A 14,576-nucleotide genomic window follows, 5' to 3' on the forward strand; every position below is an offset into this window, starting at 1 on the left:
TCCTCAGAGGTGGGGAAGGGAAGGGATCACGCGCCGCGCTCGCGGCGCTCCCGGTCAATCTGCTCGTACGTCGGGCGGATGTCGCCCAGGTGGGCACGCTGCGCCTCCTCGGCCCCAGCGACGTCGCCGGCTCGGACCCGGTCGAGGATGTCACGGTGGTCGTGGTCGACCTGGGTCCAGAAGGACTCCGGGGCGTTGCGGCGCACGAACCTCTCGTAGACCACGCCGAAGATCGGAGCGGCCACGGCCTCCAGCACCGGGTTGGCTGTGGCACGCAGGAGGCTGAGGTGGAAGTCGCGGTTGGCGGCGAACATCGCGTCGAGATCGGTGACGTCCGGGTCGAAGATCGAGTTCTGCAGCGCTTCGAGGTCCCCCTCGGCGTGCCGGGCCGCGGCCAGTCCCGCGGCCGGGACCTCGAGCATGAACCGCACCTCGATCAACGACTCCACCGACAGCGAGTCGGCCGAGGTGAGGAGCGCCAGGCTGGACTGGACGAGTCCGGCGATGTCACCGGGCTGGGGTGCCGCCACGAAGGAGCCGCCGGCCACCCCGCGGCGCGTGACGAGCAACCGCTCGGTCGCCAGGGCGCGCAACGCCTCGCGCACGGTGCTGCGGGAGACGCCGTAGAGCTCGCACAGCTCGGCCTCTGCCGGCAGCCGGTCACCCGACCGCAGCTCGCCCGAGAGGATCTGGTGGCGCAGCGCGTCGGCCAGCACCTGGTAGGCAGGCCCCTTCTCCGCGTCCCCGCCTTCACGTCGCATAGGGGGCACCTTAGCCTCCCCTGCGCGCCGTGACCGGAGACCACGACAAGGCGTACGACGAGCTCACCGTGCGTCACCTGCGACGCGGAGCAGCTCAGCCACCACGAGCTCGGGCGCGAGAAGCGGGGCATCGTGGCCGGTGGGCAGCACGCGGTAGGGGATGCCCCGGGCATCGCAACGCTCACGGGTGACGGTCGAGGGGTAGCCCGCCGGCGTGCCGACGCAGAAGTAGTAGTGCTCGTCGAGCCCGTCGGGGACGCCGGGCAAGGGATCCAGGGAGGGACCGACAGGGGTGGCCGTCAGCTGCGGGGCCATCCAGGCCGCGAGCTCCTCCGACAACCACTCGTCGGCGACGGGCGGACGAGGAGGCACCGTGGCGTCACGTGGCGGCAGCTGCGGCAGGCCTGGCCCCAGGTCGACGGCTCGCTCCCCCGCGTCCGGCACCGCGGCATCGAGGTGGACGAGGCAGCGAATCCGCTCGGGCAGTCGAGCTGCCAGCGTGGTGGTGACGATCCCGCCCTGGCTGTGGCCGACCAGGACGAGGTCGGTGAGGTCGTGGGCCAGCACGTAGGACGCCAGGTCGTCGACCCAGACGGCCAGCGACGTCACTCGTGCCAGCTCGTCCACCCGCTCCCCCGCGCCGACGAGCGACGGGGCGTGGGCGTCGTGACCGGCCGCCTCCAGGTACTGAGCCACCTCGCCCCACGCCCACCCGCCCCGGAACGCGCCGTGGACGAGGAGGAACGTGGTCACGAGCGTCCCACGCCCTCGTCGAGCACGACCTCGACGAACTCACGCGGGTAGGAGTCGTAGGGGCGAAGGTGCTCGTACATCACGACGGTGTGCTCGACGTAACCGTCGGCGCGCGTGCACTCCTCGTAGCTCTCGACGCTGTCGAACCAGCGGAGGTGGGTGAAGTGGGTCGGGTCCTCGACGCCCCGGAGCAGCTGCCGCCCGCGGAAACCCGGGTGGTCCCGGAAGAATCGGCCGAACTCCTCGTTGAGGGCGATGTACGCCCGGGCGTGCTCCTCGCCGGGCTTGGTCCACGCCTGAGAGATGACGGTGATCACATGTTCTCCCTTCCGCGTAGATCATATATCGCTACACTTTGTACCGTGAGCACCTCGAGCAGCCAGACCAAGACCATTCATGAGTACTTGGCGGAGAATCCGGACGTCGACAACAGCGAGCTGTGGGCGCAGTTCTGGGAGATCCTGAGCGACGCCAAGGAGCGGATCATCCGCGAGCTCCCCGTGCAGCCCCACCCCTCGTCCGAGGGCCTCGAGTACTGGGCGACGGAGGACAAGTCGTACGAAGGGTCCATGTCGACCTTCGTCGGCGACCCCGACAACGGCGCCGAGTGGCTCGTCCACTCGTGGATCGGCAACCGCACCAACTCCATCCTGGACATGAACCTCCAGGTCTGGCTCGGTCCTCACATCGACGTGCCGCACCTCATCCTGGTCTTCGGCACCATCCCCCAGATCTTCTTCTACTCCGAGCTGGTCCCCCGTCGTGACCTCATGACCGAGGTGGACTACCTGGAGAAGTACTACGAGCCGCTCAACGAGGACTTCCTCGAGTTGCGCGGTGACGACCGGTTCACCTGGTCGGTCTCGCACGGTTCCTACATGCGGGCCTTCCTCTCCCCCGTGGCCCACTCCTACACCGCCGATCGGTCGGAGGACGTCGTCAACACCCTGCGCGAGGTGGTCAACGCGCGTGTCGACAAGTGGCTGGAGGCCGTGCGCAACGCACAGCCCACGCCCGTCGAGGAGCGTGCTGCCCTGCGCGAGCGTGACCACAAGGTCCGCACCTACGGTTACACCCTCGACCCGATGAACGAGCTCTCGAAGAAGTTCCTCGGTGCCGAGAGGGTCGAAGAGCTGGTCGCAGTCCGCGCCGGCTTCAAGCAGATGGAGGAACTTGGATGAAGGTCCTGGTCATTGGAGCCGGTTTTGTCGGCTCTGCCGCGGCCGAGCGACTGATCGGTCTCGGTCACGAGGTCACGGTCACCACCACCACCGAGGCGAAGGTCGGCCCGTTGGCCGAGCGCTTCGGCAACGCAATCGTGCTGAAGGGCTCGGACCGTGACGGCGTGCACGCCGCCGTCGGCGCCGCCGACGCCGTCATCGTCACCGCCGGGCCGTCGGCCCAGGGGTCGATGACGCCCGAGGGCCGTGCCCAGACCTACCGCGAGATCTTGGTCGGCACCGCGGAGAACGTGGTCTCGGCCCCCGGCGACGCCCACATCGTGTGCCTGTCGTCGCTCTCGGTCTACGGCAATGCCGCGAACCACCTCGACGTCGTCACCGAGGACGCCCCCACCACGGACTCCGAGGACCCGAGCCCGGCCAACTTCATCCTCATGGAGAAGACCTACCTCAGCGCCGGTGACCGTGTCGCGGTGCTGCGCTGTGGCGACATCTTCGGCGAGGGTGACCCGCCGATCGAGGACAAGGTCAAGATGGCGCACCAGTACCTCGCCGGCTCCGTGCCGTTCGCTGGTGACGCCCTCCTCTACCGCCTCCAGGTCGAGGACGCAGCCGACGCCGCGGTGCACGCGATCGAGAAGAAGCTGACCGGGGTCTTCAACCTGACCCACGACGAGGTGCCGCCGACGAACTCCAAGCTCTTCGACACCATCTCGGAGCGCAACGACCTTCCGCCGCTGGAGTACCGCGGTGAGATCGCGGGTCCGACGAAGCCGATCTCCGTCCAGCGCCTGATCGACTCGGGCTTCACCCCGAGCCGCTCGTTCGACCCCGCCCTGGCGGAGCTGCGCGACAGCTGACGCACCCAGCACGCGAAGAAGGTCCCCACCCGTCGGGTGGGGACCTTCTCTGCTTGCTCGGTGCTTGCTGGGTGCGAGTGACCGATCAGGCGCGACGGGCGCGACGCGAGAACCAGAACAGCAGCCCGGCTGCGACGACTGCCAGGGCCCCTCCGCCGAGCACGACCGCAGGCATGCCCTCGTCATCGGCAGCCGCAGCCTTGGTCTCGCTGTCCCCGCCGTCAGCGGAGGCGCCGGAGGCACTCGCCATCGAGCCGATGACACCGCCCTTGGTGGCCTCGCAGTCAGCGGTGATGTTGATGTTCATCATCTCGTCGAAGGCGAAGTTGAAGCCGGTCACCTCGATCTGGGCATCAGCATCGTCCAACTGGACCTGCCCCGTCAGACGCGGCATCACCACCTCGGCGTTGGCCTCCGAGTTGACCGTGTGCGTGGCGCGCAGCTCCATCTCCTGACCTCCCACAGTCCCGATGGCGCGCACACGCATCGTGCCGTTCTCGATGGGCACCGGCGCGATGCCGGGAAGCTTCGGGAACTTGCCGACGAGCTCGACCGTGGTGCCGGGCTCGAAGTCACGAGGCCCAGCCACCGAGACCTTGCCCTCGTAACGGAACGCGCTCTGGAAGGGAAGCAGCAGGCAGTCGAACGTCACCTTCCCCTGGGCCACCGGGGCCACGTCGGAGCCCTTGACCGGCGCGTACGCCGATGCGCCCGACGCGGTGAAGCTCGACAGAAGGAAAGCGGCAGCGGCGCCAACCGCCAGCGTGTGTCGCCTTGAACTCGTGCTCATGGTTCTCCTCGTACGGACCTGTGCCCGCCTGTGCGATGTGGATGACATGTCGTCGTGAGACGACGAAAGAGGGCCTCGAACCATGCGGGCGAGGCCCTCTTCGTCGCGTACGACTGGGCTCCCCGCCCCGGCCACAGGGGCCGGGGCTGGGGGTCGTACGTCAGATCGTGCTGCGGCGCTGCCTCGGCATCCAGACCAGCAGGCCTGCGCCGATGACACCCAGGGCGAGCGCCCAGAGGCCGATCACCGGCATGGCGTCGCCGCCGCCGGTCTGCGGCAGGGTGGTGGTACCGCCGCCGGTGCCGCCATTGCCACCGCGGCTGGGCGGCTCCAGGTCGTCGATGTCGCCGACGCCCATGGTCATGGTCCCCACGGTGCCGTTGTCCGACGTGCAGTCGGCCGCGACATCGGCGCCGGAGATCTTGTCGAACTCGAAGTTGAAGGTCTTGACCTCGACCTTCGCGGAGTCACCCTCCACCGTGCCGGTCCCGGTCAAGCGTGGCACCGGGACGGGCTGGTTGGCAGCCGCGTTGACGCTGGAGGAACCCTTGACCTCGACCTCAGTGCCGTCGAGGCTCAGCTTCGAGGTCACGCGCATGTTGCCGTTGCTGATCGGCACAGGCGCCAGGCCGGGGATGTCACCGAAGTCGGCCGCGATGGTGACCTTGGAGGAACCCTCCTCCGCGCGAGCACCAGCAACAGTCACCTTGACCTTGTAGTCGTAGGCCTTGGTGAACGTGCCCTTCATCTGGCACTTGAGGGCGATGGTGCCCGAGGCAGCCTTGCCCTTGGAGTCGGTCTTGGGCGGCTTCGGCGCCTTCGTGGGCGTCGGGGTCGGTGTCGGCGTCGGCGTCGGCGTCGGCGCCGGCGTCGGGGCGACGCCCAGCTCCGGCGTCAGCGTGCCGAGGGAGCCGCCCGTCGCGGCCGTGCACTTGCCCTCGACGTCCGCGACGTTGAAGTCAAAGCTCTTGACCGTCACGGAGACGTCGGCGTCCGTCGTGGCCACGGTGCCCTGGATGCCCTTCGGCAGGACCACGGGCTCCTTCGTGCCGTTGTTGCTCGGGTTGACGTCCGTCTTGCCGGTGACCGTCAGCGCTGCGGGCTTCCCGCCTGCGTCCACGTTCAGGCTGAGGATGACCTTCTGGTCCTTCAAGGAGAGGAAGGCCGGAACAACGCCCGGCAGGGCGGACATCTCGGCCACCAGCGTGACCGGCGAGGAACCCTCGGCCTCACGGATGCCCTTGATGCTCAGGTCCGAGTCGTACACGAAGTCGGCGCTGCTTCCGAAGGCCGGCATCGTGCAGTTGAACTTGACGGTGCCACTGAGCTCCGCAGGAGCGGCCACGGCGGCCGGAGCCATCGACAGCGACGCACCCGCGACCAGGGCGCCGGCAGCGAGGCTGCGCAGCATCGTGACGGGGGTCATCAGGCGATCCCCCGACCGCGACGCGGGGTGAACCACAACGTGGCGCCACCGAGCAGGAAGAGCAGCACGCCGAAGAAGACGATCGTCGCCAGCTCGTCGCCGGGTCCCGTCTTCGGCAGGTTCTCGCCGCCAGCGGTGGGCGCGGGGGCAGCGGAGGGGGCGGGAGCCGCCGCCACCTCACCGAACGTGATGTCGCTGTAGAACGTGTTGGCAGCCACCGTCGCCGCGTCCACAGCGTTCGGCAGGGGCTGAGCCCCGATGACGCACTTCTGCTTGGTGCAGTCGAAGCTGCCGAACTTCTCCTTGACCACGATCTGCGTGGTGGGGATCTTGCCCGAGGCGTCGGCGTCCACGAAGGTCGCGCCGCCCGCGGTGTTGCAGTCAGAGGGGCCCTTCATTCCATCGATGCACTGACCGATGGCGATGGACTTCAGTCCGGGCTTGAAGCCGCTGCCCGAGATGGTCACCTGCTGACCGTCCTTGAGCCCCTGGGTGGCGCTGATGTCGAGCGTTGCGCTCGCGAACGCCGGGGGGGCGGCGACGAACGTCACGAAGAACAGTGCCACAGCACTGATCAGCGCTTTGCTGAGCTTCTTCGGTGTCTTTCTCACAGATTCTCCTCGGGGTGTCCGACGACGGCGGCCCGTCGGCGGTGACATTTCGTGCGGTGGATCTTGGCTTTGTGCATGGAACTCACGGTGGTTGCCGTGTCAGTCTCGGCTACTTGGTTCATCTTGGAGTGGAAACGGGGAAGTTACCAGTGGGTTGGTCCGACTGATCTGGAACTGGCGCCAGGTGCAGACCGGACCGGTGGATGGCCGCGGACTCCGCGCCGAGGTAGGAACGCACCACCGCGGGGTCGTTTCGGACCTCGTCGGGCGTGCCGGAGGCGATGACCCGACCGAGGTTCATCGCGATCATCCGGTCGCAGATGCTCGAGAGCAGCGGAAGGTCGTGCTCGATGACCACCATGGTGGTGCCGAGCTCGCGCCTAATCCCGAGGAGCAGCTCCCCCAGGGCGTCGCTCTCGGACTGGGCGATGCCGGCGGACGGCTCGTCCAGCAGCAGGACCCGCGGGTTGAGCGTCAGCAGGCTGGCGATCTCCACCACCCGGCGGGTGCCTGTCGAGAGCTCCTCGATCGTGCGGTTGGCGTAAGGGCTCAGGCCCATGCGCTCCATGAGGAGATCCGCAGCCTCGCCCTTCGTGACCTCTGCCGACTTGACGCCGAGCAGCGACCACCACAGGCGGGTCGGCGCAACGCGCTCCTGGGCGATCATCAGCGTCTCGCGCACGGTCATGGTCGGGAAGAGACCCGCGTCCTGGAAGGAGCGCACCAGACCGGCGACCGCCCGCTGCTCGGGGGTTGCCTTCGTGACGTCGAGTCCGTCGAAGACCACGTGGCCGGAGTCCGGCGTGGTGAAGCCGGCGACCATCTCGAAGAGCGTCGTCTTGCCGGCGCCGTTCGGGCCGATGATGCCGACGATCTCGCCCTGGGCGACGGTGAAGTCGACCCCGTCGGCCGCGACCACGCCACCGAAACGCTTGGTGATCTGCTGGATGCTGAGGATCGGCGTCCCACTGCTGGGGTCGATGTGGTCGGCGCGCAGGTCCGCGATGCCGTCCATGGCTCCCTCGAGGTTCAGAGCCCGCTGGAGCGGCGACTGGGACGGAGCGGCGGGTCCGAGTCGTACGTGGACGGGATCAATCCCCCGGCGACGCGCCAACATGTCGTAGAAGGCGTTGCGGGCACGGAGCACCACGCCACCGAGACCGTCGGGCAGCATGACGACGATCGCCAACCAGGCCACCGCCAGCACGGCCTCACCGACGAAGCCGAGTCCGAACAGGGCGGGGATGCCGATGATCACGAAGGCGCCGATGATCGGGCCACTGGTGACGGTGAGACCGCCGATCACGGCAATGGCCACCACGTCGATGCTGGCACTGCTCGGGAAGGAGTTGACGGTCAGCTGCGACTGGCTGTGGCCCACGACGACACCACCGAGTCCGGCGATGGCCCCGGCGACGGCGTACAGCTGGAACTTGCGCAGCCTGGCCGGGATGGTGAGTGCCCGACCCGCGTCCTCGTTGTCACGCAGGGCCTGCAGGGAGCGGCCGAAGCCGGACTCACGGATGTTCTTCGACACGATGAAGGCCAGGGCCAGCATCGCCAGCGCGAAGAGGTAGTAGTCCACCGCGTACTCGACGGGGTAGCCGAACCAGACTGGCTTGGCGGGTGAGATGCCCGACCCCAGGAAGATGTCGAGACGGAGCAGCCACGACACCGAGGCGAGCGCGAAGGCCAACGTGGCCAATGCGAGTGCCAGGCCCTTGAGGCGCATCGCCGGGATGGCGATCAGGACCGAAGCGATGGCTGCGGAGACCACGCCGCTGGCGACGCCGAACACGAAGCTGCCGGTGGCGTTCACGACATGGACAGAAGCAGCGGCAGCGATGCCGGCGAAGGCGAACTGACCGAGCGAGAGCTGGCCCGAGACACCGGTGAGCATCGAGACGCTGAGGCCGACGATGGCGAAGCCGGCGATGCTGGTGAGCGCCGCCGCCGTGTCATTGGTGATGACGTAGGCAACACCGATCGAGGTGAAGACGACGACCAGCAGGGTGATGCGTGGCGCCCAGCGGACGAAGGCCATCTCACGGTAGGCCGCGGGGACCGGCTCTGCGATCACCCGACGCCAGGAGACGCGCTCCTTGCCGGCGCGGCCGAGGATCGGCTGGCGCAGCAGGGCGATGATGATCACGAGACCGATCACTACGTTGACCAGGCCGGTCGTGTCGGGGTTGGAGAGCAGGATCTGCTCGATGAGGCCCACGCCCAACGACGCCGCGACGGCGATCGGGATCGAGGCCATCCGGGCGATCACGGCTCCGGCCAGACCCTTGAGCAGCAGCTCCGGACCCATGCCCTCGATCGAGACGCCCGAGGCGGTCGGGGTCACGAGGATGGCGGAGAAGGCGGCGATCGCGCCAGCGACTGCCCAGGCCAACGACGCCATGCGCTTGGCCGGGATGCCCTCGAGCTGGGCGGCGTCGGGGTCGTCTGCCGCGGCGCGGATGCCCATGCCGACCTTGTTGCGGTAGAGGAAGTACCACAGACCGATGAAGAGAGCCGTGCCCATGATCAACATGGCGATGTGCGGCGGTCCGACCGTCAGCGTCCCGAGCTTGAAGCTCGGCAGGTAGGGCGGGACCGGGTAGGCCAGGCCCGTCGAGCTGTTGAGCACGAGCGCGAAGACCGAGATCAGCTGGGAGATGCCCAGTGTCGCGATCATGCCGATCAGGCTCGGTCGTCCGCTGAGGCGGCGTACGACGACGATCTCGAGGAGCGCCGCGACACCTCCAGCGACCAGGATCGCGATGACGAAGGCAAGCCAGTAGGGCAGCCCTCGGTCGAGCACCAGGGCGGCGAGGACTGCTGCGCCGAAGGTTCCGATGGACCCGTGGGCGAAGTTCACGAAACGGCTGGACTTGTAGACCATGACCAGACCGACGGCCAGGAGGCCGTAGGTCATGCCGTTGAAGAGACCGAGCACCAGGCGCTCGATGCCGAAGTCGTAGTTGCCCAGGAAAAGTGGGGCAACACCTGCGAGGGTCATCCTGCGTCCTCCATGTGGCCACCGAGCATCAGCGCCTGGACCCGAGCGGGGTCGGCAGCGAGCACAGCGGCATCTTCCTCGGCGATGATCTCGCCCTTCTCCATGACGTACGCGCGGTGCACGAGCGAGAGCGCCACGTTGACCGACTGCTCCACCAGGAGGATGGAGGAACCACGTTCGTTGAGGCGACGGACGAGATCCATGAGGCCACCCACGACGACGGGGGCGAGACCGAGCGAGAACTCGTCGACGACCAGGACCTTGGGGTCACCCACGATCGTCTTGGCGAGAGCCAACATCTGCCGCTCGCCGCCCGACAGGGTGGAGGCGAGCTGGTTGCGGCGCGCGTGGAGCCGCGGAAAGACGGCGAGGGCGGCCTCGGTGGCCTCCTTCGTCCACTTGCGGCTCGAGTTCGCGAAGCCGTGCATCAGGAGGTTCTCGGTCACCGTCAGCGACGAGAAGGACGACTGTCCGACCACCTGGCAGAGACCGGCCTCCACCCGCTTGCGGCTGGGGGCCGAGGTCACGTCCTGGCCGAAGATGGAGACCGTGCCCGCATCGGGGGTCAGGAGACCACCGATCACCTTGAGCAAGGTGCTCTTGCCGACGCCGTTCGGACCGAGCAGGGCGACCATCTCGCCCTGCTCGACACGCACGCTGGTGTCGAAGAGCACCTGGAGGGGGCCGTACGAGGCACGGATGCCGTCGGCCACCAGGGCGGGACTACTCATTGAAGGACCGCTCCTCGCCCTCGTAGACGAAGCACTTGCACTCCTCGTCGAACCGCATGACCCGGTAGCCTCCGGCCGCGGCGTTGGACGTCTTCAGACCCTGACCGAAGCCGGAGGAAGGAGTGAAGTCGCCGCCCACGGTCTTGACGGCCTTGGCCCAGTTCCAGGCGTTGAAGTCGCCGGAGAGCTCGTCGGCACCCGCCTTGAGCAGTCGCACGGCGTCGCAGAAGGGCAGGCCCACCCGGGCACCCTCACGGTTCTCCCAGGTGATGTCCGACTCCGCGAAGATGTCGATGCAGACCTTCTCGTTCTCGTTGGGGAACGACATGGAGTCACCGACCTCCTGCGGCGGGTGGAAGCCCACACCGACCATGCCCTCGGTCACGCCCTCGCTGATCTGGCCTGTGTTGTTCACGAAGTACGTGGGGTTGTCGAAGCTCGACATCGCGTAGCGCGCCTTGTACTGCACGGTGGCGGAGGCGGAGTCGAACATCGACGACATCCGGGAGCCGCCCAGGAACATCACGTTCTCGTACCTCTTGTTGCGGAACGTGGTGGCAGCCTGGGTCAGCGTCTGGAAGAGGCTCGTCATGTCGGTGGTGTCGATCCACGACACCTCCGAGGAGACGCCCTCCTCCTTCAGGCGAGGTTCGACGATCTTCTCGAAGACACGCTTGTTGATCGCGCTGTCAGCCGCGATGACCCCGAGACCGTTGGCCGCGTCGAAGAATCCCTCCTCCTTCATCACGTCGAGCTGGGCCTCGGTGAAGGCTCCGTACTCGGGGAAGGAGGCCGTCCACAGGAACGGCGCCATCTCGTCGTAGAACTCCTGGTCGCTCGCCATGAGGGCGGCGTCGAACATCAGGGTCTGGGCCCGCTGGTAGCAGGGACGAGCGTTGGGCTGGTACTGACCGGTCAGGACGACCGCGAAGGCCTCGTCGTCCTGGGTGATCTGCTTGCACAGCTGCTCCTCCGCGGCGACGGAGTCGTTCACGGCGTCGTAGAGGCGGTAGACGGCTTCCATCTTCTTGCCCCCGAGGCCACCGTTCTCGTTCACCCACGTCTCGAGTGCCTTGACCTGGGCCTTGAGGTCACCCACCGGCTCGGTCTTGAAACCGGTGATCTCCTGCACCGCCTCGAGGTCGGTACCGATGAAGACGACCTTGACGGAGTCCTCGGTGACACCCGGACCGTCGCCGGCCTGGGGACTCAGGCCGAGGTTGCCACCAGGCATCAGCGCGCTGCAGCCGACGAGGGAGACCACGAGGCCGACGGAGACCAGTCCGGAGCGCAGAAGAGCCGACTTGTCCCTCCACATGCTCGGGTGCGGTGACCGGTTCTTCCTGCTGCCAAGTGCCACGGAGCTGCTCCTCATCGCTGGGGGTCGAGATGGCGATAGAATATACGATCTACGCCGTTTCGTGAATCACATCACGAAACTTTGGAATCGCGTTTCGCCCACCACTTGTCGGCGGCCTCCATGTCGACCACGGAGTCGTTGTCGTCGACCGGACGTCCGATCTTGCCGTTGCCCCACCAGTTGTCGAGCGCGGTGAGGTCGATGACAGAGGCTCCTGCCTCGTCGTCCTCGGCACCCGCGACCAGCGGCGCAGGGTTCATCCGGCGCTGCTGACGGCGCCACAGGCCCCAGGCCAGCAGTGCCACGCCCATGAGGTTCAGGGCGATGAGTCCCCAGGGGTAGGTCTGCCACTCGAGACCGAAGCGGCTCTCCTCCGAGTCGCCGACCTGGCCGACGACCTGGTAGACGCCGAACGAAGCCATGGGCAGCGCCACGTCGACGGCAACAGCCACGCGGGCACCGGGCTGGAGGTCGCCGACCTCGGCGGCCACGATCACCGGCTCCACGCCTGCTTCACGGCCCACACCCAGGCGCACCAAGGGGTTGGTGACCACGGACGAGCTGACGTTCTCGGCCAGGAACCGCACCTCACGGCGCGAGGAACCGCCGAACATCTCCCCCACGCTCGCCTCGCCGGCGAGGTTGGCCTCGGAGATCTTCAGGGGAGTCTCGGCCGAGGGAGCAACGCCGCCAGCCGGGCCGTTGACCTCGTCCACGGGACGGTCGCCGGGCAGCGGGATCTCGACCGGCGGGGCGACGGCAGTGCCGCTCACGGGGGGCACGGTGGTGGAAGTCCCACCCGGGTTGCTCGGTTCTCCCGGGTTGCCGGGGGGATTCTCGCCGGGCTCCTTCTCGGGCGGCACGATCGGAACGAGGTACTCCAGGGTGTGGGTCTGGCCCAGCGCTGCGAGGCCACCCTCGCGCTCCTGGGAAAGTCGCAGCTCGGTGGTGTCGACGTCGGTCGCGACGAAGCGCGTCTTGAACGTGCCGTCGGCACCAACGGTGACCTCGACCTGCGCGTCCGAGGACGCAGCGTCGGGCGTACGTCCCTCGACGACCACGGTGGCAGCCGGGTCCCAGCCGACGCCGGAGAGCGCGACGCGCAGACGCCCCTTGCCCTCCTTCTCGACCGCGGCGACGCTCGGGGCGCCGAGGACCACGGCGCTCGGACGGGGCAGGGTCACGGAGTCGCTCTTGACGGTGATCAGGGCCTCGCCGGCAGCCAGGTCGTCACCGATGGTGATCGTGGCTGCGGCATTGCCCTGCGAGTCAGCGACCAGGGCACCGGGAGTGGACGCGCACGTCTTGTTCACGTCGCAGATCTCTGCGGTGAACGCGTCACCGGCGTCGATGCCCGAGCCACGCAGCTCGACCGTGTCGCCAGCACGGAACGCGGAGGTCACGGCCTGGCCCTTGACGTCCTGGATGGCGAGCGTCCGCACGTCGTGCCCGATGAAGGTGTCCTTCAGGCCGATCGACACGGGCGTGGTGGCGGGGTTGACACCCGGCGTCAGGTCCGGCAACGGGCCCACCGTCGGCTCGCCCAGCTCCTGACCGTTGCACACGAGCACCGAACCGTCAGGGTCGGGAGCGCCGGGAGTGCCGGGCGCGTCGAAGAAGATGGACTGGAGCTCGATGACATGGGTGTCACCGAAGTCGCCAGCAAAGTCGCCAGTGAGGACCAGGTCGGTCACGGGCATGCCCGCCTGCGCGTCGAACTTCGCCTCCAGGCGCTCGATCGACGGCTCCACGCCGGCGGGCAGTCCTGCCGCCGGCTGCACGGTCACGGTGGCCGTGGCGGTCCCGACGGTGTCCAGCGCCGGGTCGATGACCGGGCCGTTCTCCACCGTGAGCCTCGCGCCCGCCGTCCGGTCGGTCGTGCCGTCCCTCGCCTCCAGGGTGAGGGTCGTCGGCGCGACGCCGCTCCCCCACGCCTCCAAGGCGGTGGAACGGTCGCTCACGACCGGGGACACCAGGACGTCGTCGACGCTCCGGTCCGGGACGTAGGACCAACATCCGCCGGCGGGGTTGACGAGCTCGACGGCAGCAGCGTGCGCTGGCGTCGTGCCTACTCCCACCGAGACGGGAAGGACCAACAGCAGTGCTGCGGTGAATGTCCTAGCCCTACCAGCCACGTGACTACCTCCATGATTCGTGTGCGACCCAAGTCACTCTACGCGATGATATATTCTCTGTGTGACCAGGACGTTTCGTAATCTCATCACGAGTGTGATCCGGTTGACAGCCGAATTGGCTCTCACAGCCGGGTTTGTCCTCCTTCTCTTCGCCTTCTACCTGCTGGTCTGGTCCAACCACCGGACAGAGGCCGCCCAGGACAATCTGCTGGCGCAGTTCCGCACGGAGGCAGGCAAGGACGGCCCCGCTGCTTCCAAGAAGCGCCTGGACCCGGGTGACGGGGTGGCAGTGCTCCACATCCCCAAGTTCGGCAAGGACTGGGCCTTCGTCGTGGTGGAGGGCACCGACACCGACGACCTGCGCAACGGCCCCGGCCGCTTCAGCGACTCGGCCATGCCGGGCGAGGTGGGCAACTTCGCCATCGCCGGGCACCGAGCCACCCACGGGGAGCCCTTCGCCAACCTCGACAGCGTGGATGAGGGTGACCAGATCGTGGTGGAGACCGGCAAGGAGTGGCTCGTCTACGAGATCACCTGGTCGCGCATCGTGGCCCCCTCCGCCCTCGAGGTCATCGCCCCGGTCGCCGGGCATCCGGGTCGGAAGCCGACCCAGAGCACCATGACCCTGGTGACCTGTCACCCACGCTGGGGCTCGACCGAGCGTCTCGTCGTGGGTAGCCAGCTCGTGGAGCGTCGCAAGGCGGCCGCCGGTCCGCCCAAGGGCGTCGCGTGAGCGTTCCACCCCGTTCCCCGGCGCCGACCCGCGCCCTCCTCTCCCCCGAAGGACTCTGATGTACGCAGCCCTGTGGCGCCTCCTCCCCGGCCCGAGGTGGCTCAAGGCCCTCGAGGCGTTGGTCCTGGTGGGCCTCGTCGTGAGCGCACTCCTGATGTGGGTCTTCCCCGCTGTGGAGCCCCACCTGCCCTTCGACCGCATCGTCATCGGCGAGGCCTGATCCTGAGG

The 14,576-nt window shown here is 67.9% G+C and carries 14 protein-coding genes; 4 read left to right on the forward strand and 10 right to left on the reverse strand.

Annotated features, from left to right (window positions below; all coding sequences use genetic code 11):
• Positions 1-26: 26 nt before the first annotated feature.
• The 3 genes from FCL41_RS08765 to FCL41_RS08775 all read right to left on the reverse strand — a co-directional run bounded on the left by FCL41_RS08765 (position 27) and on the right by FCL41_RS08775 (position 1,831).
• Positions 27-761, reverse strand: a complete 735-nt coding sequence (locus tag FCL41_RS08765; RefSeq protein ID WP_137065677.1) for a FadR/GntR family transcriptional regulator — start codon at positions 759-761, stop codon at positions 27-29.
• Positions 762-824: 63 nt separating this feature from the next.
• Positions 825-1,514, reverse strand: coding sequence for an alpha/beta fold hydrolase (locus tag FCL41_RS08770; RefSeq protein ID WP_137065678.1), 690 nt, complete (start codon positions 1,512-1,514; stop codon positions 825-827).
• A complete protein-coding gene (locus FCL41_RS08775) occupies positions 1,511-1,831 on the reverse strand; it encodes an antibiotic biosynthesis monooxygenase family protein (protein ID WP_137065679.1) in 321 nt (106 codons plus the stop codon). The genes FCL41_RS08770 and FCL41_RS08775 overlap by 4 nt, the downstream gene beginning before the upstream one ends.
• A gap of 45 nt (positions 1,832-1,876) precedes the next feature.
• On the opposite strand from FCL41_RS08775, the gene FCL41_RS08780 reads away from it, so the two are divergent.
• Both FCL41_RS08780 and FCL41_RS08785 read left to right on the forward strand, forming a co-directional pair.
• Positions 1,877-2,695, forward strand: coding sequence for a hypothetical protein (locus FCL41_RS08780; protein WP_170970229.1), 819 nt, complete (start codon positions 1,877-1,879; stop codon positions 2,693-2,695).
• The gene (locus FCL41_RS08785) at positions 2,692-3,555 is read left to right on the forward strand and encodes an NAD-dependent epimerase/dehydratase family protein (protein WP_137065681.1); all 864 of its coding nucleotides are present in this window, start codon (positions 2,692-2,694) and stop codon (positions 3,553-3,555) included. The genes FCL41_RS08780 and FCL41_RS08785 overlap by 4 nt, the downstream gene beginning before the upstream one ends.
• Positions 3,556-3,640: 85 nt before the next feature.
• Here FCL41_RS08785 and FCL41_RS08790 read toward each other — a convergent pair whose 3' ends face one another.
• From FCL41_RS08790 to FCL41_RS08825, 7 genes are all read right to left on the reverse strand, one after another.
• Positions 3,641-4,345 (reverse strand): hypothetical protein, encoded by a 705-nt coding sequence (locus tag FCL41_RS08790; RefSeq protein WP_137065682.1) that lies wholly within the window; start codon positions 4,343-4,345, stop codon positions 3,641-3,643.
• A gap of 160 nt (positions 4,346-4,505) precedes the next feature.
• Positions 4,506-5,771 carry a hypothetical protein gene (locus FCL41_RS17025; protein WP_170970230.1) on the reverse strand — a complete coding sequence of 422 codons (1,266 nt, stop codon included), beginning with the start codon at positions 5,769-5,771 and terminating at the stop codon, positions 4,506-4,508.
• A complete protein-coding gene (locus FCL41_RS08805) occupies positions 5,771-6,382 on the reverse strand; it encodes a neocarzinostatin apoprotein domain-containing protein (RefSeq protein ID WP_170970231.1) in 612 nt (203 codons plus the stop codon). Before FCL41_RS08805 ends, FCL41_RS17025 begins: the two co-directional genes overlap by 1 nt.
• Positions 6,383-6,500: 118 nt before the next feature.
• Complete coding sequence (locus tag FCL41_RS08810) at positions 6,501-9,389, reverse strand: branched-chain amino acid ABC transporter permease/ATP-binding protein (RefSeq protein ID WP_137065685.1); 2,889 nt, start codon at positions 9,387-9,389, stop codon at positions 6,501-6,503.
• Positions 9,386-10,120, reverse strand: a complete 735-nt coding sequence (locus FCL41_RS08815) for an ABC transporter ATP-binding protein (RefSeq protein ID WP_137065686.1) — start codon at positions 10,118-10,120, stop codon at positions 9,386-9,388. Before FCL41_RS08815 ends, FCL41_RS08810 begins: the two co-directional genes overlap by 4 nt.
• A complete protein-coding gene (locus tag FCL41_RS08820; protein ID WP_137065687.1) occupies positions 10,113-11,480 on the reverse strand; it encodes a type 1 periplasmic-binding domain-containing protein in 1,368 nt (455 codons plus the stop codon). The genes FCL41_RS08815 and FCL41_RS08820 overlap by 8 nt, the downstream gene beginning before the upstream one ends.
• Positions 11,481-11,551: 71 nt before the next feature.
• Complete coding sequence (locus tag FCL41_RS08825; RefSeq protein WP_137065688.1) at positions 11,552-13,615, reverse strand: hypothetical protein; 2,064 nt, start codon at positions 13,613-13,615, stop codon at positions 11,552-11,554.
• Between the two features lie 94 nt (positions 13,616-13,709).
• Here FCL41_RS08825 and FCL41_RS08830 point away from each other — a divergent pair, with 94 nt between their 5' ends.
• Together FCL41_RS08830 and FCL41_RS17030 are read left to right on the forward strand one after the other, a co-directional pair.
• Positions 13,710-14,348 carry a class E sortase gene (locus tag FCL41_RS08830; protein ID WP_275403732.1) on the forward strand — a complete coding sequence of 213 codons (639 nt, stop codon included), beginning with the start codon at positions 13,710-13,712 and terminating at the stop codon, positions 14,346-14,348.
• Between the two features lie 58 nt (positions 14,349-14,406).
• On the forward strand, positions 14,407-14,568 hold the full coding sequence (locus FCL41_RS17030) for a hypothetical protein (RefSeq protein WP_170970233.1): 162 nt from the start codon (positions 14,407-14,409) through the stop codon (positions 14,566-14,568).
• The last annotated feature ends 8 nt before the right edge of the window (positions 14,569-14,576 follow it).

Origin of the sequence: Nocardioides jishulii (genome assembly GCF_006007965.1) — a bacterium.
Taxonomy (GTDB): Bacteria; Actinomycetota; Actinomycetes; order Propionibacteriales; family Nocardioidaceae; genus Nocardioides; species Nocardioides jishulii.